At 70.1% G+C, this 22,800-nt stretch carries 20 protein-coding genes; 7 read left to right on the top strand and 13 right to left on the bottom strand.

What is annotated here, in order from left to right:
• Positions 1–5 precede the first annotated feature (5 nt).
• The 5 genes from sufC to INT51_RS16560 all read right to left on the bottom strand — a co-directional run bounded on the left by sufC (position 6) and on the right by INT51_RS16560 (position 4,664).
• On the bottom strand, positions 6–767 hold the full coding sequence (gene sufC / locus INT51_RS16580) for a Fe-S cluster assembly ATPase SufC (protein WP_193106448.1): 762 nt from the start codon (positions 765–767) through the stop codon (positions 6–8).
• 78 nt (positions 768–845) lie between these two features.
• On the bottom strand, positions 846–1,184 hold the full coding sequence (locus INT51_RS16575; RefSeq protein ID WP_193106447.1) for a non-heme iron oxygenase ferredoxin subunit: 339 nt from the start codon (positions 1,182–1,184) through the stop codon (positions 846–848).
• Positions 1,184–2,503, bottom strand: a complete 1,320-nt coding sequence (gene sufD, locus INT51_RS16570) for a Fe-S cluster assembly protein SufD (RefSeq protein WP_193106446.1) — start codon at positions 2,501–2,503, stop codon at positions 1,184–1,186. The genes INT51_RS16575 and sufD overlap by 1 nt, the downstream gene beginning before the upstream one ends.
• A complete protein-coding gene (gene sufB, locus INT51_RS16565) occupies positions 2,503–3,930 on the bottom strand; it encodes a Fe-S cluster assembly protein SufB (protein WP_193106445.1) in 1,428 nt (475 codons plus the stop codon). Before sufB ends, sufD begins: the two co-directional genes overlap by 1 nt.
• On the bottom strand, positions 3,927–4,664 hold the full coding sequence (locus tag INT51_RS16560; RefSeq protein WP_193106444.1) for a metalloregulator ArsR/SmtB family transcription factor: 738 nt from the start codon (positions 4,662–4,664) through the stop codon (positions 3,927–3,929). Before INT51_RS16560 ends, sufB begins: the two co-directional genes overlap by 4 nt.
• A gap of 230 nt (positions 4,665–4,894) precedes the next feature.
• Between INT51_RS16560 and INT51_RS16555 the strand changes: the two genes are divergently transcribed.
• The 5 genes from INT51_RS16555 (at position 4,895) to map (ending at position 9,842) form a co-directional block, all read left to right on the top strand.
• Positions 4,895–5,974 (top strand): glutathione S-transferase family protein, encoded by a 1,080-nt coding sequence (locus INT51_RS16555; protein ID WP_193106462.1) that lies wholly within the window; start codon positions 4,895–4,897, stop codon positions 5,972–5,974.
• A gap of 113 nt (positions 5,975–6,087) precedes the next feature.
• Positions 6,088–6,996: an ABC transporter ATP-binding protein gene (locus INT51_RS16550; RefSeq protein ID WP_193106443.1), complete on the top strand. Its 909-nt coding sequence runs from the start codon at positions 6,088–6,090 to the stop codon at positions 6,994–6,996.
• Positions 6,993–7,820, top strand: a complete 828-nt coding sequence (locus INT51_RS16545; RefSeq protein WP_193106442.1) for an ABC transporter permease — start codon at positions 6,993–6,995, stop codon at positions 7,818–7,820. Before INT51_RS16550 ends, INT51_RS16545 begins: the two co-directional genes overlap by 4 nt.
• A gap of 124 nt (positions 7,821–7,944) precedes the next feature.
• Complete coding sequence (locus INT51_RS16540; RefSeq protein ID WP_193106441.1) at positions 7,945–9,024, top strand: heme A synthase; 1,080 nt, start codon at positions 7,945–7,947, stop codon at positions 9,022–9,024.
• On the top strand, positions 9,021–9,842 hold the full coding sequence (gene map, locus INT51_RS16535; RefSeq protein WP_193106440.1) for a type I methionyl aminopeptidase: 822 nt from the start codon (positions 9,021–9,023) through the stop codon (positions 9,840–9,842). Before INT51_RS16540 ends, map begins: the two co-directional genes overlap by 4 nt.
• 68 nt (positions 9,843–9,910) lie before the next feature.
• On the opposite strand, the gene INT51_RS16530 is transcribed toward map, so the two are convergent.
• From INT51_RS16530 to dut, 6 genes are all read right to left on the bottom strand, one after another.
• Positions 9,911–11,842, bottom strand: a complete 1,932-nt coding sequence (locus INT51_RS16530) for a 1-deoxy-D-xylulose-5-phosphate synthase (protein ID WP_304502224.1) — start codon at positions 11,840–11,842, stop codon at positions 9,911–9,913.
• Between the two features lie 320 nt (positions 11,843–12,162).
• Positions 12,163–14,961: an aconitate hydratase AcnA gene (gene acnA, locus INT51_RS16525; protein ID WP_193106439.1), complete on the bottom strand. Its 2,799-nt coding sequence runs from the start codon at positions 14,959–14,961 to the stop codon at positions 12,163–12,165.
• A 273-nt stretch (positions 14,962–15,234) separates the two neighbouring features.
• Positions 15,235–16,551, bottom strand: a complete 1,317-nt coding sequence (locus INT51_RS16520) for a class I SAM-dependent RNA methyltransferase (RefSeq protein ID WP_193106438.1) — start codon at positions 16,549–16,551, stop codon at positions 15,235–15,237.
• Between the two features lie 166 nt (positions 16,552–16,717).
• Positions 16,718–17,509 carry a DUF3159 domain-containing protein gene (locus INT51_RS16515; protein WP_193106437.1) on the bottom strand — a complete coding sequence of 264 codons (792 nt, stop codon included), beginning with the start codon at positions 17,507–17,509 and terminating at the stop codon, positions 16,718–16,720.
• Complete coding sequence (locus INT51_RS16510) at positions 17,506–18,318, bottom strand: DUF3710 domain-containing protein (RefSeq protein ID WP_193106436.1); 813 nt, start codon at positions 18,316–18,318, stop codon at positions 17,506–17,508. Before INT51_RS16510 ends, INT51_RS16515 begins: the two co-directional genes overlap by 4 nt.
• Before the next feature lie 3 nt (positions 18,319–18,321).
• On the bottom strand, positions 18,322–18,861 hold the full coding sequence (dut, locus tag INT51_RS16505; RefSeq protein WP_193106435.1) for a dUTP diphosphatase: 540 nt from the start codon (positions 18,859–18,861) through the stop codon (positions 18,322–18,324).
• Positions 18,862–18,922: 61 nt separating this feature from the next.
• On the opposite strand from dut, the gene INT51_RS16500 reads away from it, so the two are divergent.
• A complete protein-coding gene (locus INT51_RS16500; protein ID WP_193106434.1) occupies positions 18,923–19,450 on the top strand; it encodes a DUF3093 domain-containing protein in 528 nt (175 codons plus the stop codon).
• 162 nt (positions 19,451–19,612) lie between these two features.
• On the opposite strand, the gene INT51_RS16495 is transcribed toward INT51_RS16500, so the two are convergent.
• The gene (locus tag INT51_RS16495) at positions 19,613–19,915 is read right to left on the bottom strand and encodes a DUF4193 domain-containing protein (RefSeq protein ID WP_010550618.1); all 303 of its coding nucleotides are present in this window, start codon (positions 19,913–19,915) and stop codon (positions 19,613–19,615) included.
• A gap of 285 nt (positions 19,916–20,200) precedes the next feature.
• Here INT51_RS16495 and sepH point away from each other — a divergent pair, with 285 nt between their 5' ends.
• On the top strand, positions 20,201–21,556 hold the full coding sequence (gene sepH / locus INT51_RS16490; RefSeq protein WP_193106433.1) for a septation protein SepH: 1,356 nt from the start codon (positions 20,201–20,203) through the stop codon (positions 21,554–21,556).
• 81 nt (positions 21,557–21,637) lie between these two features.
• On the opposite strand, the gene INT51_RS16485 is transcribed toward sepH, so the two are convergent.
• Positions 21,638–22,798, bottom strand: a complete 1,161-nt coding sequence (locus INT51_RS16485) for an alkaline phosphatase family protein (protein WP_193106432.1) — start codon at positions 22,796–22,798, stop codon at positions 21,638–21,640.
• Between the last annotated feature and the right edge of the window lie 2 nt (positions 22,799–22,800).

The following is a 22,800-nucleotide window of genomic DNA, read 5'->3' as shown; positions in this document are numbered from 1 at the left end:
TGGCGTCAGCTGCGGGCGCCGACCAGGTAGCGGTCGTAGCCCTCGTTCTCGAGTCGCTCGGCCAGCTCCGGACCGCCCTGCTCGGCGATCTGCCCATTGACGAAGACATGGACGAAGTCCGGCGTCACATACTGCAGGATACGCGTGTAGTGCGTGATCAGCATGATGCCGACATCGGTGGTCTCCTTGGCGCGGTTGACGCCCTCGGAGACGGTGCGCAGCGCGTCGACGTCGAGGCCGGAGTCGGTCTCGTCGAGGATCGCGATCCCCGGGTTCAGCAGCTGCATCTGGAGGATCTCGTGGCGCTTCTTCTCGCCACCGGAGAAGCCCTCGTTGACGTTGCGCTCGGCGAAGACCGGGTCCATCCGGAGGTCACCCATCGCGCTCTTGACGTCCTTGACCCAGGTGCGCAGGGCGGGGGCCTCCCCGTCGATCGCGGTCTTCGCGGTGCGCAGGAAGTTCGACACGGTGACCCCGGGGACCTCGACCGGGTACTGCATGGCGAGGAAGAGTCCGGCGCGAGCGCGCTCGTCGATGCTCATCTCCAGGACGTTCTCCCCGTCGAGGGTGAGCTCGCCTTCGGTGATCGAGTACTTGGGGTGGCCGGCGATCGCATACGCGAGCGTCGACTTGCCGGAGCCGTTGGGGCCCATGATGGCGTGGGTCTCGCCCGCCTTGATGGTCAGGTCGACGCCCTTGAGGATCTCTTTGGTGCCCTCAGGGGTCTCGACGGTGGCGTGGAGGTTCTTGATCTCCAGGATCGACATGTGGGTTCTCCTTGGCCAGGGGTGCTGGTGGAATCGTGGATTGTGGGGGCGGGCACCGCCGGTCGGCGCCCGCAGCGGTCAGGTGGCGGGAACGGTGGACGGATCCACGAGGATCTCGCCGCTGCTCTCGTCGATCCGTACGGGGAACACCCGTACGGGAAGGACTGCCGGCAACTGCAGCGGTCGACCCGTGGTCAGGTCGAACTGGCTGCCGTGCTTCCAGCATTCGATGGTGCAGCCCTCGACGTCCCCGTCGGACAGCGCGATCTCGTCGTGCGAGCAGAGATCCTCGAGGGCGTGGACGCCGCCGTCCTCGTCGCGCACCAGGGCGATCTCGACGCCGCCGGCGACGACATCGATCGCCTCGCCGGGGGCGAGGGCGTCCAGGGTGGAGACGGGGACGAAGGCGTCGGACATCAGTTCATGCTCCGGGAGAGCTCCGCCTCGATCGAGGCGGAGAGCCGCTCACGGATCTCCGGGACATCGATCCGCTGGATGAGCTCGGCGAAGAAGCCGCGCACGACCAGCCGGCGGGCCTCGTTCTCCGGGATGCCGCGGGCACGCAGATAGAACAGCTGCTCGTCGTCGAAGCGACCGGTGGCGGCGGCGTGGCCGGCCCCCTCGATCTCCCCGGTCTCGATCTCCAGGTTCGGCACGGAGTCGGCGCGCGCACCCTCGGTCAGCAGCAGGTTACGGTTCAGCTCGTACGTGTTGGTGCCCTCGGCCTCCTTGCGGATCAGCACGTCGCCGACCCACACGGACCGCGCCTTCTTGCCCTGCAGCGCGCCCTTGTAGGCGACGTCGGAAGTGCAGTTCGGTGCCGCGTGGTCGACGAACAGGCGATGCTCGAGGAACTGGTCCTCATCGGAGAAGTACAGACCGAGGTCCTCGATCTCCCCGCCGGGCGCGGCGAACTCGCCGATCGCGTTCACCCGCACAGCGCTGCCGCCGAGGGAGACCACGATGTGCTTGATCTTCGCATCGCGGCCCACGCGGGCATGATGGGTCGCGATGTGCAGCGCATCGTCGTCCCATTCCTGCAGGGTGATGACGGTCATCCGCGAGTTGTCGCCGACGAGCATCTCGACGTTCTGCGCGTACTGGGCGGATCCGGTGTGGTTCAGCACGAACGTCGCGGTGGAGGATTCCTTCGTCTCCAGGACGATGTGCGCGTTGCCGCGGCGGTCGGCGCCACGGCCGGTGATCTCCACCCGGAACGGCTCGGTCAGCTCCGCGTTCTTCGGTGCCACCAGGTGGAGCGCCTGCTCGGTGCGAGCGGAGGCGATCGCGGTCGGCAGGTCCTCGGGCACCAGAGCGGTGCCACGCGGAGCCTCACCGGGAGCGAGCGTCGCAGGCTCGGGCGCCCCTGTGGGCACCGTCACGTCGTACTCGAGAGCGCTGTCGCCCTCGCGGTCGTCGGTCGCGACGTCCTCGAACAACGGGGCGAAGCGTCGCAGCGGGGTGAAGCGCCACTCCTCGATGTCGCTCTTGGGGCGCGGATGGTCACCGAGTTCGAAGGAGCGCTTGCGCGCGCCGCGGTTCAGTGCGGCACGGGCCGGCGAGGCCTCCCCCGGCAGGACGAGTGCTTCGTCCTCGAGCTCAGGCGCGGCGGTGGTGTCCGCCCCGTCCAGGGCGGCCTGGGCGGCGACGGGGGCCGCGCCGGCGGCGTGGCCGACGTTCTCATTGGCCGCGGGGTCACCCACGGTCTCGGCACCCTTGAGGTCTGCGGTGGTCATCAACCGACTGCTCCTTCCATCTGCAGCTCGATCAGGCGATTCAGTTCGAGGGCGTACTCCATCGGGAGCTCGCGCGCGATGGGCTCGATGAACCCGCGCACGATCATGGCCATCGCCTCGGTCTCCGTCATGCCGCGGCTCATCAGGTAGAAGAGCTGCTCCTCGGAGACCTTGGAGACGGTGGCCTCGTGGCCCATCTGGACGTCATCGACGCGCACGTCGACGTAGGGGTAGGTGTCGGTGCGTGAGATCTGGTCGACCAGCAGGGCGTCGCACAGCACGGTCGAGGCCGAGTGCTCGGCGCCGGGCATGACCTGGACGAGGCCGCGGTAGGACGTGCGACCACCGCCGCGGGAGACCGACTTGGAGACGATCGAGCTCGTGGTGTGCGGAGCCATGTGGACCATCTTGGAGCCGGTGTCCTGCTGCTGGCCCTCGCCGGCGAAGGCGATGGACAGGGTCTCGCCGCGAGCGTGCTCGCCCATCAGCCAGACGGCCGGGTATTTCATGGTGACCTTGGAGCCGATGTTGCCGTCGACCCATTCCATGGAGCCGCCCTGCTCGACCGTGGTGCGCTTGGTGACCAGGTTGTACACGTTGTTCGACCAGTTCTGGATGGTCGTGTACCGCACCTTCGCGTCCTTCTTCACGACGATCTCGACCACGGCCGAGTGCAGCGAGTCGGACTTGTAGATCGGCGCCGTGCAGCCCTCGACGTAGTGCACCGAGGAGCCTTCGTCGGCGATGATCAGCGTGCGCTCGAACTGGCCCATGTTCTCGGTGTTGATCCGGAAGTAGGCCTGCAGCGGGATGTCCACGTGGACGCCCTTGGGGACGTACACGAAGGAGCCGCCGGACCACACCGCAGTGTTCAGCGCGGAGAACGTGTTGTCGCCCGAGGGGATGACGGTGCCGAAGTACTCCTTGAACATCTCCGGGTGCTCGCGCAGCGCGGTGTCGGTGTCCATGAAGACGACGCCCTGCTCCTCCAGATCCTCACGGATCTGGTGGTACACGACCTCGGACTCGTACTGTGCGGCGACGCCGGCGACGAGACGCTGCTTCTCCGCCTCGGGGATGCCCAGGCGGTCGTAGGTCTCCTTGATGTCCGCGGGCAGGTCCTCCCAGGAGGTGGCCTGCTTCTCGGTGGAGCGGACGAAGTACTTGATGTGCTCGAAGGCGATGCCGGACAGGTCCGGACCCCACGTGGGCAGCGGCTTCTTGTAGAACAGCTTGAGCGCCTTGAGCCGACGCTCGAGCATCCACTCGGGCTCGTCCTTGCGGGCCGAGATGTCGCGCACGACCTCTTCGCTCAGCCCGCGACGTGCGCTGGCTCCGGCGGAGTCCTCGTCGTGCCATCCGTAGGCGTACTGGCCCACGGAATCGATGATCTCGTCCTGTGTCAGCTTTTCTGTTGCTGTCGTCATGGTGTCCTTCCCTCGGTGAGCGGAATGTGTGTCGTGCAGGCGTGGGCGCCCTGCGCCAAGGTGGCCAGGCGCTGGACGGGTGCTCCGATGATGCGGGAGATGACGCGGGTCTCGGCCTCGCACAGCTCGGGGTGATCTGCGGCGACGTCGAGGACGGGGCAGCGGCCGTGGCACAGCTGCGCCGTGACGAGCGTACGCGGGCTCGCGCCCGAGTGGGCATTCGAGGAGGGCAGTGGAACGTGCAGCGGACGCACGGTCGTGGCGTAGCCGCGGAAGGTCAGCAGTTCGGCCAGCAGCTCCACCTTGCGCGAGAGGGTGATCGTCTCCCCCAGTGCCTCGCGCTCGGCCACGACCTCCTCCAACGACGCCTCCCAGTCGGCGACCCGACGGTCGGCGAGATCGGAGACCGCGGTCTCGCCGCCGAGCCGGGCGAGCTCCTCGAAGGCCATCACGGCGAGTTCGTCGTACCCGCCCGGGTACGCCTCATGGGCGGACTTGGAGAGCACGAAGGCCTTGCTGGGCCGACCACGGCCACGATGGGCGACCGTCACCTCGTGCTCGGCGATGACTTCGTCCGCCTCGAGGGCGGCGAGATGGCGGCGCACGGCCGCACTCGTGAGGCCGAATCGCTCCGCCAGCTGGCGGGCGGTGATCGGGCCGTGCGCGGAGATCGCCTCGATGAGACGGTCGCGTGTGGGGTGCGGTCCTGCTGGATCAAGATCCGGTGCAGTCATCTGCGAACCCTCCTCTCCCCTCGGCTGATTTTCATTTTACAACACATGGCTTGCCAAATACCGCCCCCCGAGCTGTGGGCCGCGGCACCAAGGGTCGCCTTACCAGCGTATTCACCGCCTCCGCCGCAGCGACGAACCGCACGGAGCGCCTCGACGCCTTCCTTTTAGTATCGCTTTCAACTACCGTGATGCCATCACGAGCATTGCACCAGATCGAGGAAGGGAACCTGATGACCGTCGAGGACAGCACTTCTGCCGACCACACCTCCACCGAGCACTCCACCGGAGGGTCCTACGTCCACAAGGGCAAGCCCTTCGACCGGGACATGAACTACATCGCCGATCGCATCACCCGCGATGGCCGCGATGGCTGGCCAGTCGAGGCCGGTCGCTACCGGCTCATCGCCGCTCGCGCCTGCCCCTGGGCGAACCGCACCCTGATCTCCCGTCGCCTCCTCGGACTCGAGGACGCGATCTCCGTGGGCATGCCCGGTCCCACTCATGACAAGCGCTCCTGGACCTTCGATCTCGACCCGGGCGGCACCGACCCGGTCCTCGGCTACGAACGCCTCCAGCAGGCCTACTTCGCCCGCTTCCCGGACTACCCTCGCGGCATCACCGTCCCGGCCGTGGTCGACGTGCCGTCGAAGGCCGTCGTGAGCAACGACTTCCAGCAGATCACCCTGGACTTCGCCACGCAGTGGGCGGACCTGCATCGCGAGGGCGCCCCCGACCTCTACCCCGAGGCGCAGCGCGAGGAGATCGATGCCCTCAACTCCTGGATGCTCCACCGGGTGAACAACGGGGTGTACAAGGTCGGCTTCGCGGGAGATCAGGAATCCTACGAGCGCGAATATCGCCAGCTCTGGGCCGCGCTCGATGAGCTCGAGGAACGACTCTCCGGCAACCGCTACCTGATGGGGCCCTCGATCACCGAAGCCGATGTGCGCCTCTTCCCCACCCTCATCCGGTTCGACCCCGTGTACCACGGCCACTTCAAGGCGAACCGGCAGACGCTGGCCTCCCTGCCGAACCTCTGGAACTACACCAAGGACCTGTTCCAGACCCCGGGATTCGGCGACACCGTCGATTTCCAGCAGATCAAGGAGCACTACTACGTGGTGCACACCGACATCAACCCCACCCAGGTGGTGCCTCTCGGCCCGGACCTCGACCCTCTGCTGGACGAGCACGACCGCGACCGCCTGCCCACGAGCACCTGGGGAGACGCCGGCTCCGCTCCCCTCCCCCCGCTCGCAGCGGAGGTCGTCGATCCCGCGCACACCCCGCTCCACGTCGTCGGTCGCTGATTCCGCCGCTGCTCCCTCCGCGCGGGACGCCCCGCCGCCGACCTCGGCGGCGGGGCGTCCCGCGTCACGGGGAGGCACGACGACCACGGGGTCGCGCCTACGATGGGGTCGACATGACTGACGACATCACCGCCCCCGCGACCACCGCCGCCGCGGCGCTGCGCATCGAGGACCTGACGCATTCCTACGGACCCGTCCGCGCCCTCGACGGCCTCACCCTCACCGCGCTCCGCGGGCAGGTGACCGCCCTGCTGGGCCCCAACGGGGCGGGCAAGACCACCGCGGTCTCCTGCGCCACCGGACTCCTGCGGGCCGGCGGCGGGACCGTGGAGGTGCTCGGTCGGGATCCCTGGAACGCCGGACCGGAGCACCGGGCCCGCGTGGGCGTGATGATCCAGGACGGCGGCCTCGCCTCCGGCTCCCGGGCGATGCAGCTGCTGCGCTACGGAGCGAGCCTGCACGCCGACCCGCTCGACGTGGAGCAGGTCGCCGAGCACCTCGGCATCGACGACTTCGCCGGCACTCTCGTGCGACGCCTGTCCGGCGGCCAGCGCCAGCGTCTCGCCCTCGCGCTCGCGCTCGTGGGCCGCCCCGAGCTGATCTTCCTGGACGAGCCCACGGCCGGGATGGATCCCGCCATCCGTCGACGCGTACGGCATCTCATCCGCTCCCTCGCGGACACCGGCAGCGCCGTCGTCCTGACCACGCACATGATGGACGATGTGGTCGGTCTCGCCGATGCCGTGTGCGTCATCTCCGGTGGCCGTACCGTCGCCTCCGGCTCGGTCCAGGACGTCATCACCGCCCATCGCGAGCACGAGGGGGTCGTCTCGGTGAGAGCGGTCGCCCACGGCGTGGACCCGGCCGCCGTCCCCGCCCTCGAGACGGAACTGCGCGATGCGGCAGCACGTCACGGAGCCCGGCTCGAGATCACCGGGGCCGGCGCTGCGGACCTCGAGGCCGTGCTGCTGGACCTCATGGCCCCCCAGGACGCCGCCGACCAGGCAGGACCCACGCGATGAGCACGACCTCGCCCGAGCAGGGAGCCGCCTCGACCGTTCCCCCGCGCTCCGGCAACCCCGCTGCCCGACGACCGGCGCCGGCCCCCGCCCCGCGGAGGCGCCGCATCCTCGCCCACGCCGCGCTCGAGGCCCGCGTCCTGCTCTCCAACGGTGAGCAGCTGCTCGTCGCGATCGCGCTGCCCGCGATCGTGCTGATCGGCCTGCGTTTGCTGCCGATCGGCCGCCTCGAGGGCGCGCAGCCCATCGAGACGGCGCTCGCCGCGACCCTGGGCACCGCGCTGATCTCGACGTCGTTCACGTCCCAGGCGATCCAGACCGGCTTCGACCGGCGCAACGGCGTGCTGCGCTGGGTGGCGACCACCCCGCTCGGGCGCGACGGGTACCTCGCCGGCAAGATCCTCGCGACCCTGCTCGTGCACGTCGTCCAGGTCCTCGTGCTCGGCCTGCTGGCCGTGGCCCTCGGCTGGCGACCCGGCCTTCTCGAGCTGTTCGCGGTGGTTCCGGTCTGGCTGCTCGGCACCATCGCCTTCGGGTCGCTGGGTCTGCTGGTCGCCGGGCTCCTGCGCACCGAGGCCGTGCTCGCCGTCTCCAACCTCGTCTTCGTGGTCCTGGTCGCGGCCGGCGGCGTCGCGTTCCCCACGTCGAGCTACCCGCGGCTGTTGCACGGCCTGGTCGACCTGCTGCCCTCCGGGGCGCTCGGCGAGCTCCTGCGCGCCTGCCTCGCGGGCGGCGACGTCACGGGCGGATCGATCATCGTCCTGATGCTGTGGGCGGCCGGCGGCAGCCTCGCGGTCGCGCGCTGGTTCCGGTGGACCTCGGTCTGAGAGCGGTGGACAGGCCTCCCCCGGAGGCGTCCACGCCCCAGGGCCCTGCGGGCGTCTGCCCGCCGATGTGAAAGGGATCGCCGCGATCACCGGAACCCCAGGCGAATTTCCTACACTCAGCTCCATGAACGATTCTCCGTCCGTCGCCGACGAGCAGACGGCCACCGCTCCCCGTATCGAACACGTCGGGCGGAAGTCGCTGTCCGGAGAACGCACCTTCGGCCTCTCGCTCACCGCGCGCGCCCGGATCGCGGCGATCGTGTTCTGGGGCAACCTGATCTGCCAGATCGGCATCATCGTCTCCGGCGGGGTCGTGCGCCTGACCAGCAGCGGGCTGGGCTGCTCGACCTGGCCGAACTGCGAGCCGGGACAGTTCACCCCCGAGCTGACGATGGAGTCCGGGATCCATCCCTTCATCGAGTTCGGCAACCGGACGCTCACGGGCGTCCTCGGCGTCTTCGCCGTCGCCCTGCTCCTGGTCTCCCTGCTGTGGCTGCGCCACAAGGGCCGCGGAATGCGGTGGCTCGCCATCACCCCACTGGTCGGCACTGCGGTCCAGGCGATCGTCGGCATGGTGGTCGTCAAGGCAGACCTCCACCCCGGCGTCGTCAGCCCCCACTTCCTCATCTCCCCGATCCTCGTGGCCGTGTCCGCAGTGCTCCTGTACCGGCTGTACGACGGCGATGCCGCGCGTCGGCGCTCCGTGGTCCCCGGTGCCATGCACTGGATGAGCTGGGCGCTGGGCGTCATCGGCTTCGCGGTCCTCGTGCTCGGCACCCTCGTCACCGGCACCGGGCCGCACTCGGGGGACGACGTCCATCCCGAACGGCTCCCGTTCGATCCCCGCACGATCTCCTGGCTGCACGCGGACGCCGTGATGCTCTTCTGCGGCCTCCTCGTCGGGCTCCTCATCGCACTGCACCTGATCGGTGCCCAGCGCCCCGCCCGCAGGGCCGCCTGGGGTCTGGTCGGCATCACCGCGGCCCAGGCCCTGATCGGCTACACCCAATACTTCACGGGCCTGCCCGAGCTGCTGGTCGGGCTGCACATGCTGGGCGCCGGGCTGTTCGCCGCCGGCATCGCATGGGTGGCCGTCTCGATGTACACCTGGCACTCCCCCGCCCCGGTCATCGACGGGCAGTCCGACGTGGATGCCGCCGTCCGATCGGATCCGCCGACCGCCTCCGGGAGGAGCGCACGATGATCCTGGGACGACGCCGCCGCAGCGCGGAACCCGACCTGCCCACCCTCGACCAGGCGCGCCCTGCCGGCGAGTTCGTCGCCTCGGTGCTCTCGCACCTGCGTGACGTCGTCGATGTCGGCTGGAACCTGCTGGAGGTCGACGCAGAAGCCCACCGTCTGATCCGCAAGGCCGGCGCGACCAGCTGCTACATCGACTACCACCCCGTCTTTGGGGCCTCCCCCTTCGGGTATGTCATCTGCACCTCGGTCAACGAGGGAGTACTGCACGGGCGCCCCCACGACCGCGTCCTCGCCGACGGCGACCTGCTGTCTCTGGACTTCGCCGTCGAGGTCGAGGGATGGGTCGCCGATTCCTGCCTGTCGATCGCGGTGGGCGCCCCGCGCCCCGCGGACCTGCAGCTGATCCGCGACACGGAGCAGGTGATGTGGGCGGGCATCGACCAGGTGCGCGCCGGGAACACCGTCGGCGACATCGGCCATGCCGTGATGCACGAGGCTCAGGGCCTGGGTTACTCGATCAACGATCGCTTCGGCGGGCATGGCGTGGGCCGCACCATGCACGAGGCCCCCTTCGTCCCCAACCACGGCGCTCCCGGGAGCGGCGCGCGGTTGGTGGCCGGGCAGCTCATCACGGTCGAACCGTTCCTCATCCCGACCACGAGCGAGCTCATGGTCGATGAGCGCGACGGTTGGACCCAGCTCTCGGTCGACGGTGCCCGCGGGGCGCACGCCGAGCACACGCTGCAGGTGACCGACGGGGATCCGATCGTGCTGACCGCCCGGACGGACGACCCCTCGCCCCGCAGCTCACTCACCTGACCGGGACCACCTCGACGAGCAGTCGGATCCCTCGGCGGTGAGCCGGGCCTCGAACAGCGTGCGCGGGCTCAGCCGAGCACGGTCCCGATCGCTCGCGCGATCCCTGTCGCGTCGAGGCCGTGCGCGGCGAGGATCGCGTCGCGCTTGCCGTGGGCGATGAAGCCCTGGGCGACGCCGAGGGTGCGGATCGCGGGCGCCGGGGCACTGCGGGTGGCGCCCTGCGCGAGGCGCACGGCCACTGCTGCGCCGATTCCGCGCTCGGCCACGCCGTCCTCCACCGAGACGACCGCTCCGGCCGAGGCCGCGAGATCGAGCAGCGGGCCGCACAGCGGAAGCGCCTGGACCGGGTCCAGGACGACCACGTTCACGGCGGGCTCGCGCGAGCTCACGGCCCGAGCGGCCTCGACGGCGCGATCTGCGAGAGCCCCGATGCTGAGGACCAGCACGTCGATCGGGGCGTGAGGGTCCCCGGCGAGCACGTCGCCCGCCTCGTGGCGCGCGAGGGTCGGGATCGCCGGGGGGCAGGCTCCCTTGGGGAAGCGGACGAGGCTGGGACCGGACATGGCGAGGGCCCGTGGGAACACTGCGGAGAGCTGCTCCCCGTCGCGCGGGGCCCACACGGAGATGCCCGGGATCTGACAGGCCAGCGAAAGGTCCCAGATGCCGTGGTGGCTGGGCCCGTCGTCTCCGGTCACGCCTGCACGGTCCAGGGTGAGGGTGACGTCCTCACGGTGCAGGGCGACGTCCAGCAGCAGCTGGTCGTACGCGCGGTTCAGGAAGGTCGCGTACAGCGCGACGACGGGCTTCGCGCCTCCGCGGGAGAGCCCGGCGGCAGTGTCCAGGGCGAGCTGCTCGGCGATGCCGACGTCGATCACCCGGGAGGGCAGCTCGCGCTGCATCGCGGTGAGGCCGACGGGATCGACCATCGCGGCGCTGAGGGCGATGACGCGCTCGTCACCGCGCGCGGCGTCGAGGACCGCCGCCCCGAGACGAGAGGTCCAGGTATCGGCCGCCGGGGGCGCGGCGGCGGGCTCGAGCTCCGTCACCAGGGGCTGCTCGATCTCGAACGGACCGGTGGAGTGCCAGTGGTCGCGCGCATCGGCCTCGGCTCGCGCGAAGCCTGCTCCCTTGCGGGTCACCACATGCATCACCACGCCGGAGCGCGAGGGATCCTCGGCGGCACGGCGCGCCTGCACCAGAGCCTCGGCGAGAGCGCCGTGATCGTGCCCGTCGATCGGACCGAGGTAAGTCAGTCCCAGCGCCGTGAACACGTCGGTGCCGGCGGGGACGGCCCGCTCACGCAGCGCCTGGAGGTGCCGAGCCAGGCCGCCGACCGTCGGCGCATAGGAGCGGGTGTTGTCGTTGAGCACGACGATGGTGCGGGATCCGATGTCCGAGGCGAGTTCGTTGAGCGCCTCGAGGCCGACGCCTCCGGTCAGGGCGCCGTCGCCGATCACGGCGGCCGACACCCCGGGCTCACCGGCCAGACGGCGCGCGCGGTCGATGCCGTGCGCCCAGGCGACGGAGCCGGAGGCATGGGAGTTCTCGACGACGTCGTGGACGGACTCCCCGCGATCGGGGTAGCCGGACACGCCCTCGGCGCTGCGCAGCCCGGTGAGGTCAGCGCGACCGGTGAGCATCTTGTGCACGTAGGCCTGGTGCCCGGTGTCGAAGACGATCGCCTCGTGGGGCGACTGGAGCTCTCGATGCATCGCGATGGTCAGCTCGACCACCCCGAGGTTCGGTCCCAGGTGGCCACCGGTGCGCGAGGTGATCTCGACCAGCTGCCGACGCATCTGCCGGGCCAGACCGGGCAGCGCATCGTCGGGCAGCGCACGCAGCTCCTCGGGGCCGGCGGGGATGGCGACGGCGGCGGGGGCCTCGACGGACTCGAGATCCTCCTGCGGCGCGCTGGCGGCCCCGGGGCCGGCAGGGTCCAGCGGTGCGGCGCTGCGGACGGTCTGAGCGGGGTGCGCGACGCTCTCGCGGATTGTCGACACGCGCGATCCTCCATCGACCTCGGGGACGGGACCTGCTCAGCGTACGTCGTCCTGACCTGTACCGACGGGGACCATGGTCACATCTGTGCACATCTTCACCGGTGATTCACGGGCCGCACCCGGGGTGTGCATCACGGTGCACAGCCGACGCGCAATGGTGCATGCCGACTTCTCCTGCGGTGCTCTCCGGTCGAGGTCCTGCGCTGCTGGCGCCGACGCGACGGGAACGCGAACGCGCCCCGGTCCACGAGGGACCGGGGCGCGTTCACTGAGCAGTGCAGGCGTGCGGCACAGTGCCGGATCCCGTCAGGTTCTCCTGCTCAGGCGGCGACCAGGGAGCGCAGCACGTACTGCAGGATGCCGCCGTTGCGGTAGTACTCCGCCTCGCCGGGGGTGTCGATGCGGACGACCGCATCGAACGTCACTGCGGGGCCATCCACCTTCTGGGCGACGACCTGGACCGTCTTCGGGACTGTGCCCTCGTTCAGGGCGGTCACCCCGGTCACGGAGAAGGTCTCGGTGCCGTCCAGTCCCAGCGACTCGGCGGACTCACCAGCCGGGTACTGGAGGGGCAGCACGCCCATGCCGATCAGGTTCGAGCGGTGGATCCGCTCGAAGCTCTCGGCGATGACGACCCGCGCGCCCAGGAGCTTGGTGCCCTTGGCGGCCCAGTCGCGGGACGAGCCGGTGCCGTACTCCTTGCCGGCCAGGACGACCAGCGGGATGTCCTTCTCCGCGTAGGCCTGGGCCGCGTCATAGATGAACTCCTGCTCGCCGGTCAGGAAGTTCTTCGTGTAGCCGCCCTCGACGCCGTCCAGGAGCTGGTTCCTGATGCGGATGTTCGCGAAGGTGCCGCGGATCATGATCTCGTGGTTGCCGCGACGCGAGCCGTAGGAGTTGAAGTCCTTGCGCGCCACCCCGTGCTCCTGCAGGTAGCGACCGGCCGGGGAGTCGAGCTTGATCGAGCCGGCGGGCGAGATGTGGTCCGTGGTGGTCGAGTCACCGACCTTGACCAGCACGCGCGCGCCCTCGATGTCCGTCACGGGCTCCGGCTGCAGCTCCATGCCCTCGAAGTACGGGGGCTTGCGCACGTACGTGGACTCGCTGTCCCACGCGAAGGTCGCCCCCTCAGGGGTGTCCAGGCTGCGCCAGCGGTCGTCCCCGGTGAAGACGTTCTCGTAGTCCTCGGTGAACATCTCCTGGGAGATGCTCTCGCCGATGACCTTCTCGACCTCGGTGGGGTTGGGCCAGATGTCGCGGAGGTAGACCTCCTGGCCGCTCTTGTCGGTGCCCAGGGAATCGTTCTCGAAGTCGAAGTCCATCGTGCCCGCGAGCGCGTAGGCGATGACCAGTGGCGGGGAGGCCAGGTAGTTCATCTTCACGTCGGGGTTGATGCGACCCTCGAAGTTGCGGTTGCCCGAGAGCACGGCGGTGACGGCCAGGTCCTTCTCGGCGATCGCATCGGAGATCTCCGGCGCCAGCGGGCCGGAGTTGCCGATGCAGGTGGTGCAGCCGTAGCCGACGAGGTGGAAGCCGAGCTCCTCCAGAGCGGGCCACAGGCCTGCCTTGGTGTAGTAGTTCGTGACCACCGGGGACCCGGGAGCCATGGAGGTCTTCACCCACGGCTTGGAGACCAGGCCGCGGTCGGCGGCGTTGCGGGCCAGCAGGCCTGCCGCCATCATGACCGAGGGGTTGGACGTGTTGGTGCAGGACGTGATCGAGGCGATCGAGACGATGCCGTGGTCGATCGTGAAGTCCTGACCGGCCACCTGCGCCGGGTTCGACGCGCGGCCCGCGACGTGCTGATGTGCGGGCTCCTGGCCACCGGACTCGTTGTCGGAATCCGGGGTGCTCGGGTCCGACGCCGGGAAGGAGCCGTCTCCGTTGGTGACCACGTCGACCTCGCCGGCGGCGTAGGACGGCAGGACCTCGCGGAAGGACTCCTTGGCCTCGGTGAGGACGATGCGGTCCTGGGGGCGCTTCGGGCCGGCGATCGAGGGCACCACGGTGGACAGGTCCAGCTCGAGGTACTCGGAGTACGCGACCTCCTTCGACGGGTCGTGCCACAGGCCCTGGCGCTTGGCGTAGGCCTCGACCAGCGCGAGCTGCTCCTCGGAGCGGCCCGTCAGGCGCATGTAGTCGACGGTGACGTCGTCGATCGGGAAGATCGCGCAGGTGGAACCGAACTCGGGGCTCATGTTGCCGATGGTGGCGCGGTTGGCCAGCGGCACCTGGGTGACGCCCTCGCCGTAGAACTCGACGAACTTGCCGACGGCGCCGTGGTGGCGGAGCATCTCGGTGATCGTGAGCACCACGTCGGTGGCGGTCGCAGCCGGCGGGATCTCGCCGGTCAGCTTGAAGCCGACCACGCGCGGAATGAGCATGGAGACCGGCTGGCCGAGCATTGCGGCCTCGGCCTCGATGCCGCCGACGCCCCAGCCCAGCACGCCCAGACCATTGACCATGGTGGTGTGGGAGTCGGTGCCGACGCAGGAGTCGGGGTACGCCCGCAGCACGGTGCCGTCGCCCGCAGCATTCTGAGCTTCGCGGGTCATGACGGTGCGGGCCAGGTACTCGATGTTGACCTGGTGGACGATGCCGGTGCCCGGCGGGACGACCTTGAAATCGTCGAAGGCGGTCTGGCCCCATCGCAGGAACTGGTACCGCTCGCGGTTGCGCTCGTACTCGAGCTCCATATTCTTCTCGAGCGCGTCGAGGCGCCCGGCGACGTCGATCATCACCGAGTGGTCGATGACCATCTCCGCCGGAGCGAGAGGGTTGATCTTCTCGGGATCGCCGCCGAGCTCCTGCATCGCCTCGCGCATGGTGGCGAGATCGACGACGCAGGGAACACCGGTGAAGTCCTGCATGATCACGCGGGCCGGGGTGAACTGGATCTCGACCGACGGATCCGCGGCCGGCTCCCAGTTCGCCAGTGCACGCACGTGATCGGCGGTGATGTTCGCACCGTCCTCGGTGCGCAGCAGGTTCTCGAGCAGGATCTTGAGGCTGTAGGGAAGCTTGTCGGCGCCGTCCACGGCGTCGAGCGCGAAGATCTCGTAATCGGTCCCGCCGACGGTGAGATCCTGTTTCGCGGCGAATGAGTCAACTGTGCTCATGAGGCGAACTCCTTGGGTGGTGGGGCTACCCCGTCATCGTAAGCTCGCGCGCGGTGGCGGACAGGCAAACGCGGCGACCGTCGCACAGAGGTTCTCCGCACGGGACCACCGGGGGCTCCGGAGTGATCTCCGGTAGATATCTTGAAGTCAAGATAAAGTCTACCATGGGCAGATCGGGTCTCCGGACGGCCGCCAGCCTACGTCGATGTACCGCCGATCACGTCACCGCTACTCGCACTGTCCCGTGATGCGTCCACCGCGTCGTCAGCATGGTCAGGCGCGCTCGAGCACCGTCACGGACTCCAGGTGATGGGTGTGGGGGAACAGGTCGAAGGCGCGCAGGTCCACGACCTTCCACCCGGCCCTCTCGGCGGCCGCGAGATCGCGCGCCAGGGTCGACGGCTCACAGGAGACGTAGACGATCCGCTGGCGCACCGCCTTGGCGAGCAGGGCGATGAGATCGGCGCCGGCACCGTTGCGGGGCGGATCCAGCACGACCACGTCCACGCCACCGCGTCGCGCACGCACCCAGTCGGTGACATCCGCCGTGGCGGTGGCGACCTGAGGGAGGTCCTCGAGGTTCTCTGCGGCCAGCTGCGAGGCGCGCCGGTTGCCCTCGACGGAGGTCACGCTGCCGTCGGGGCCCACCTGCTCCGCAGCAGTGGCGGCGAACAATCCGACCCCGCCGTAGAGGTCCCAGGCGCTGCCGCCCCGGGGAGCGCGCAAGGTGCTCTCGACCACCTCGGTGAGCAGTTCCGCGGCGCGACGATGGCCCTGCCAGAAACCGGTGGCGCTGACTGCGAAGAGTCGTTCACCGACCCGCTCACGCACCATGCCGTCGCCTCGCAGGGGGACGAGCCCCCGACCGGTGCGCACGGCCACGTCCGCGTCTCCCCAGGCGTCGGGGATGACGACGGATGCCGGATCGAGATCGCGACCGACCAGGACCACGGAGGCGGGCCCGGCCGACGGCGCGACGACGTCGATGGCCTCGGTGCCCTCAGGAGCGGTCCACTCCCCCACACGCAGCTCACGGATCACCGGGGCGGCGAGCGGGTTCTCCCCCACGTCGCGGACCTCATGGGAACGCCAGCCGCGCATGCCCACGCGACCGTCCTCGTCCACGGCGAAGCGCACCCGGGTCCGCGAGCCGAGTCCGTCGACGTCGTGCGGCGCGGGTTCGACCTGGACCTGTTCGATGGGGTAGCTCGTGACGCCTGCGCGCCGCAGGAGCTCCTGCAGGACCTCGCTGGCGATGCGACGCTGGGCAGGCAGGGCGATGTGCGCCCACTCCGCGCCGCCGACCCCGTCGACCGCGGACTCCTCCCAGACGGTGGGGACCCGGTCCACACCGGCCTCGAGCACGTCGATCGCCTCGGCTCTCCAGAATCGGGCGTTGGCGTGCTCGACCGGGTCGTCCAGGAGCCGGGCCGTCACGGTCTCGCCGGGGGCGGTGCCGCGCACGAAGACCACTCGCCCCTCGTGGCGGGCCACGAAGGTGCCGCCTGCGGCGGGGGGCCCCACGGTGAGGGTGAGAAGCCGGCCCCCGCCGACAGGGCTGCTCGGATGACGTTCGGCGTCCGTGCTCATCGGACCACTCCCTCTCCGTCCGCGCGCGGTCAAGGCATCGCGGACCGCAGCTGCTCGGTCTCGTGGTGTGCTCCGGCGGTGGCCGAGGGCCGGGCGCGGAGTCTGGTCAGGGTCAAGTGTCCCACCAGGCGGACCGAACCGGGAACAGTCGATCCTCCGGCAGTGGTCAGGACCGCTCCCGCCGCGCCAGCAGCGAACGGTGCATCAGCCACACCAGGTACGCGATCACGGCGAACGCGGGCAGACCCATCACCAGCTTCGCCACTCCGAGCGCGGCCACGTGGCCGGTCAGCAGCAGCGGCACCTGCACGGCGAGCTTCGCCGCGTACAGCGCGACGAACAGCAGGGTCGCGCGGGTGTAGACCCGACGGGCGGCGGGATCGCTCGCCCAGTCCTCGACACGGGGATCGAGCATCCCGACGAGCAGGCCGATCAACGGCCGACGGGCCAGCAGGGAGATCAGCAGGATCACCAGGGAGACCGCGTTGATCACGATGCCGGGAGCATAGAAATCCGTGCCGTCCCCGGAACGGATCGCGAGCACCGCGCCGAGCGCGACGCCGATCAGCCCGCCGAGGACGGTCGCCGGGCTCTGGCGCTGGACGAGCCGGATCGCCAGGAACACCACGACCACTGCCACCGCGGACACGGAAGCCACCATCACGGACCGCGTCGCGACGTACAGGACGACGAAGACCAGGGTGGGCAGCACCGACTCGGCGATACCACGGGGCCCACCGATCGCGTCCCCGACGGAGAACGACTCCTGCTGCAGCACACCACCGAGGCCACCGCGGGGGGCAGCCGATCTCTCGGTGCCCGCCCCGGTGGAATCGGCAGCATCGTCCTGGCCAGCCTCACCTGCCTGACCTGCGAACTGGGGATCGCCAGCACCGGGGTGATCGTCGGCGTCGAGCCGGCGATCCTCGGGTCCGGGAGCTTCCGGTGCGGGGTTCATCCGATCTCGGTGATCTCGGGGCCCCTGGCCAGCGGATCCGCGGGGCCCGCGTCGATCTGGCTGAGGCCGGGGCGCTGCCCGGGAAGGTTCAGGGGAATCAGCTCCTGCGGGGCCATCGCGTCGCCGCCGCGCACGACGACCAGTCGCGAGACCAGGGTCTCGAACGTGCGCGACTGCTCCTTGTCGCCCAGCGCCTTGCCGGTGAGGATCGCCCGCAGGAACCAGCGTCGACCGTCGATCCCGATGAACCTCGCCGGGCGGTACCCGGTACGACCATCGGTGCGCTTGACGGGCAGGCGCGTGATCAGCTCGGTGCCGAATGCGCCGGGGCGGGTCTCGGCAGTTCCGCCCTGCTTGACGACGGAATCACGCAGGGAGGTGCGGACCTCGTCCCAGAGGCCACGGGACTTCGGTGCGGCGAACGCCTGCACCTGCAGCGAGGAGCCGGCGATCACCAGGTTGGCTCCGGTGACGTTGCCGGTGCGCTGATCGACCTCCATCCGCAGCTCCATGCCGTCGATCGTCGGCACCAGCAGACCGCCGAGGTCGATGCGTTCCTCCTCGGGGGCGTCCGCCTCGTCGTAGGGGCCGGCCTCGAGGTGCTCGCCGCGGGCGGGGGCCTCGTCATCGACCTTCGCCTCGGCGAGGGGGGCCTCGGCGCCGTCCGGCCCGTCATCGGGCTCGGAGGCATCGACTGCGGACGGGTCGGAGAGGTCGGACTCGGAGCGGTCGGGCTCCGGGGTGTCCGATGCGTCGAGATCCTCGATCTCCTCGCCCCCCGGTCGCTTCTTGCGGGAGAACAGTCCCATAGGTCATCCCTCCGTGATCAGGTCGGGGCCGGCCGGCGCGGACGCGGCGCCGAATCCGCCGCTCGAGCCGAAGCCCGACGCGGCGCGGGCGGTGGTATCGAGGTCGTCGACCTCCTGCAGCACCGGCGCCAGGAAAGGCACCACCACGAGCTGGGCGATGCGATCGCCGGCCCGGAGCGTGAACGCCTCGGCGAGGTCGGTGTTGTGCAGTGAGACCTTGATCGGCCCGCGATATCCGGCATCCACGATACCGGGACCGTTCAGCACCGTCACACCGTGCTTGGCGGCGAGCCCCGAACGAGGGCAGACCAGCCCCACGGTCCCGGGAGGCAGCGCGAGCGAGATACCGGTGTCGACGAGTGCACGCCCTCCGGCCGGGATCTCGACGTCCTCCGCGCTGGCCAGATCCAGCCCGGCATCGTCGGCGTGAGCACGTGACGGCATCGACGCGCCCGGTGCGGGCCGGATCCGCAACGGCGGTGCATCGGTCGGGGCGGGGGCGCCGTCGGCGACCGCGGTCTGGGTGTCAGGCTCAGCAGGCATGCGCTCAGGGTATGTCGTCCGCGCCGAAGTGCACCCAGGTCGTGCGTGAGACGATGGACGCATGCCCGTCACGCCCGATCCCACCTCTCCTGCGTCGGCTGATACGCCGGCGTCGCCGCCTGCGCGGACCGCCCCTGGCCAGGAGCCCCTGTTCCGAGAGCGTCTGCTCCCCAGCCCCGGGACCTGGATCGTGGTGGTGGCACTCGGCTCGATCATCGGTCTGGTCCTGGTGCCGCTGAACACCACGCTCGCCCTCGTGGTGGGCATCATCTGCGTCGTCATCGCGATCGTCCTCGCAGTCCTCTACTCCCCTGTGCTCGAAGTCTCCGACGGGCGCTTCACCCTGGGGCGGGCGCGGATCGAGGTGGCCCTCCTCGGCGACCCGGAGGTGCTGCGCGAGGAGGAATGGAAGAACACCATCGGCCAGGACTTCGAGCCGCTCGCCCACCACTGCGTGCGCGGCTGGGTGTCCTCCGGGATCCGCGTGGAGATTCTCGATGAGGCGGATCCGACCACCGCCTGGGTCGCGTCCTCCCGGCGCCCTGACGACCTCGCGCTGGCCGTGCGGACCGCGCAGCAGAGCGCCTGAGCCTCCCGCAGCAGCAGGCTGCTGAACAGTTGGATCACGCGTCGGGCCGCCGCGCTCCGCCCCGCTCTCCTGCACGTCTACTCTCCTCACGTTCGAACGGCGCCGCACCCCGAGGGGTTCGGCGCCGTTGCTCGCGGTGATCCGCGAGGAGATGCTGGTCGCTCAGGCGGCAGCGCACTCCTTGCAGATGATGAGGGTGCCCTCGACGTGATCGATCTGGCTGCGGTGCTTCACCAGGAAGCAGCTGGCGCAGGTGAACTCGTCGGCCTGGCGGGGAAGGACCCGCACCGAGAGCTCCTCACCGGAGAGGTCGGCGCCGGGGAGCTCGTACGAGTCCGCTGCCTCCGCCTCGTCCTCGTCGACAGTCGGCGTCGCCGCCTCGTTCCGGCGACCCTTCAGCTCCTCGATCGAGTCGTCGTTCGATTCGTCGTCGTTCTTGCGCGGGGCATCGTAATCAGTGGCCATCTACGGTCCGTTCTCATGTATCCGGGCGGTCGTCCGACCTGGAAGGTGTGCGGTGGTCCAGCGCTGGCGAGACCGCCCGTGTCCCCCTGCGGATCGGTCCGGGTCGAAACGCTGAATGCGGCGGCATTATTGCAGAGCGACCTGTTGCGAGCAACAGAGCGGCCTGCTCCCGAGGCAACACGCCCACGTTCCGGGCCCGGACACAGGCGGGGAGCAGTATCAGACGATATGGTCGCGGCCTAGACTGCTGCACGCCACGACCAGGCTCCGACGGGGAGGACGACGATGCGAGAGCTCGAGCTCGACGGGATCCATGACGACGGGGAGCATGTGATCCTGGTCAACTCCGACGGCGAGCGGTACGCGCTGCGCATCGACAAGGCCCTCCGGGCGGCGGTGCGCACCGACCGCCCCGCGCTGGGAATGATCCAGGCCGCGGACGCCACACCGCTGCGCCCCCGAGAGATCCAGGCCATGCTCCGCTCCGGCCGCAGCGCGGAGGACATCTCCGAGGCCGCCGATATCACGCTGGATCGAGTGCGACGCTATGAGGGCCCGGTGCTGGCCGAACGTGAGTGGACCGCGCAGCGCGCCCGCACCTTCCCCGTCGGCCGCGGCGCCCCCGACCTCGACACCGTCGTCGCCGAGCGTCTCGCCGCCCGCGAGGCGACCGACGAGACGGCATGGGATGCCTGGCGCCGCGCCGACGGCACCTGGACCCTCGAACTGACCTTCTCCGCAGCCGGACGTACCCGGCAGGCGCACTGGGTGGCCGAGCTCGACAACCGTTCGGTCACCCCCATCGACGACGAGGCGCGCTGGATCAGCGATGAGGACGCCCCTCCGGAGCCGACCCGGGGCCGTGGCCGGCTGCAGGCGGTCAAGAGCTCCGTCTACGACCTCGAGGCCGACGGATCCTTCGAGGAGAAGACGTCCGGTCCCCGTCGTGGCCCTGCTCAGTGGACCTCGCATCCTCCGGTCTCCGAGGACCATCCCGCCGCCCTCGACGACTCCGAGCTCGACGCGCTGAACGCCCGCCGGGGACTGCGCTCGGTCCCGCCGCCGGTGGACGACTCCGCGACGGTCTGGACCAGCCTCGAGGACGACGCGCCCGACGCCGACCTGCCTGGAGACATCGTCCCCGAGGTCGGAACGCCGGGCGCACTGGCGCCCTCCGCCCCCGAGGAGCACGACGCCTCCTTCGAGGACCTCGACGACTCGGACCGCCTCGACGCCACGACTGATCGCCTCGAGGACCCGGACCACGAGGCGCTGCTGGAGCACTCCACCCGGGACGACACCGACCTCGACGAGGCCTCCACCGACTCCACGGACTCCGATTCCACGGACTCCGATTCCGCTGACTCCGAATCCGAAGCCGGCCCCTCCGAAGAGGACACCGAATCCCCCGACGACGGCCCGACCGGCCGGACCGACCCGGCGACGTCCGACCCGGAGATCCGACACCAGGAGACGGTCGACCTCACTCCCCTGCCGGGCTTCGACGACACCTCGGCCTCGGGGGCATCGGACGCGTCCGGGACCCCGGACCCCAAGCCGAGCAGGCCGGCGAAATCCAAGAGCAAGCGCGCCTCCATGCCCAGCTGGGACGAGATCGTGTTCGGCTCCAAGCACGACTGAGCCGGAGGCCTCACCGGACGGTGCGGGCTCGCCAGGTTGCGCGGCTGCGATCCGTGACGCCGATCCGCGGCACGGGTCCGTTCAGACCGTGGCGCGGATCAGGGGGACGAGGCTCTCGGCCTTCGTGAGCGATCCGTGCACCCCGATCAGGCTCCGGGCCGACTCCGGGCGACGCGAGAAATCGTCGATCGTCCACCGGTCACGCGCGAGCACCAGGACGTCCGGGACCCGACCGTCGACCCGGGCGGATATCTCGGTGCCGACAGGGGCCAGCAGCCCGGAGGCGAGCACCTGGGCGCGCGTCAGCACCAGCGCGCGGGACCCGAGCAGGTCGTGCAGGCCGCTCGCGAGTTCCTCGGCGGCTCCGACCCCGGTAACCGCGTGCAGAGCGAGGGCGCGGGACTCCCCCGTCACTGCGGTGGCGAGGTTCTGGAGGTGCGGATGGTCGGCGAGGTCCAGGGTCGTGCTCGGTGAGGTGTCGACCATTCCGTGATCGGCGGTCACCTGGACGCGAGTCCCGCGGGGCAGCCGCCGCAGCAGCGTTCCCACGAGCGCATCGACCTCCGCGAGCGCGGTACGCCACTGGTCGCTGTCGATCCCGTGATGGTGCCCCGCATGATCGACGTCGTCGATGTGGAGATGGACGAGACCGTCCGGTCCCGCACGGTGCAGCGCCGTGCGCACCGCTTCGACCCGATCGCCGCGGCCATGGCCCAGGAACTCCCAGCCCCGGTACGCGACCCCGCTGAGATGGGAGCCGGCATGCTTGGCCGGCGCCACCTGGACCGCGCGTCGCGTGCCGCGCTCGAGGAGTGTCGCCTCCGGCATCCATCGCCGCGGATCCACGGAGGGGTCACCCGTGATCTGATTCAGGGCGGCTCCGGTGTCCGGGTCGTGCGTGAGATACCCGAGGACGCCGTGGACCAACGGCGCCAGGCCGCTGTGCAGGGAGACCATCGCCGTCGAGGTGGTTGCCGGTGACACGGTACGGATGCGGGTGGTCTGCCCCTCCAGCCGGCGAAGGGTCGGAGTGAGAGCGCGGTGCTCGGCGAGCAATCTCGCTCCGACGCCGTCGAGCAGCACCACCACGTCGCGGCCGGGCTCCGGCGAGGTGACCAGAGGCGACAGCACGTCGAGGAGGCCCGGTCGCGCCCCGTCGGCGAACGGCGGCGGCAGCAGATCATCGGGCCAGACGGTCACGGCGTCGGGAGAGGGAACGCGTCCGGATCCCAGGTCAGTCATAG

It is taken from the genome of Brachybacterium sp. FME24 (assembly GCF_014897705.1).
In the GTDB taxonomy this organism is placed as follows: domain Bacteria; phylum Actinomycetota; class Actinomycetes; order Actinomycetales; family Dermabacteraceae; genus Brachybacterium.
The sequence above is the reverse complement of the archived record's forward strand: the minus strand, read 5'-3'. Positions and strand labels throughout refer to the sequence as shown.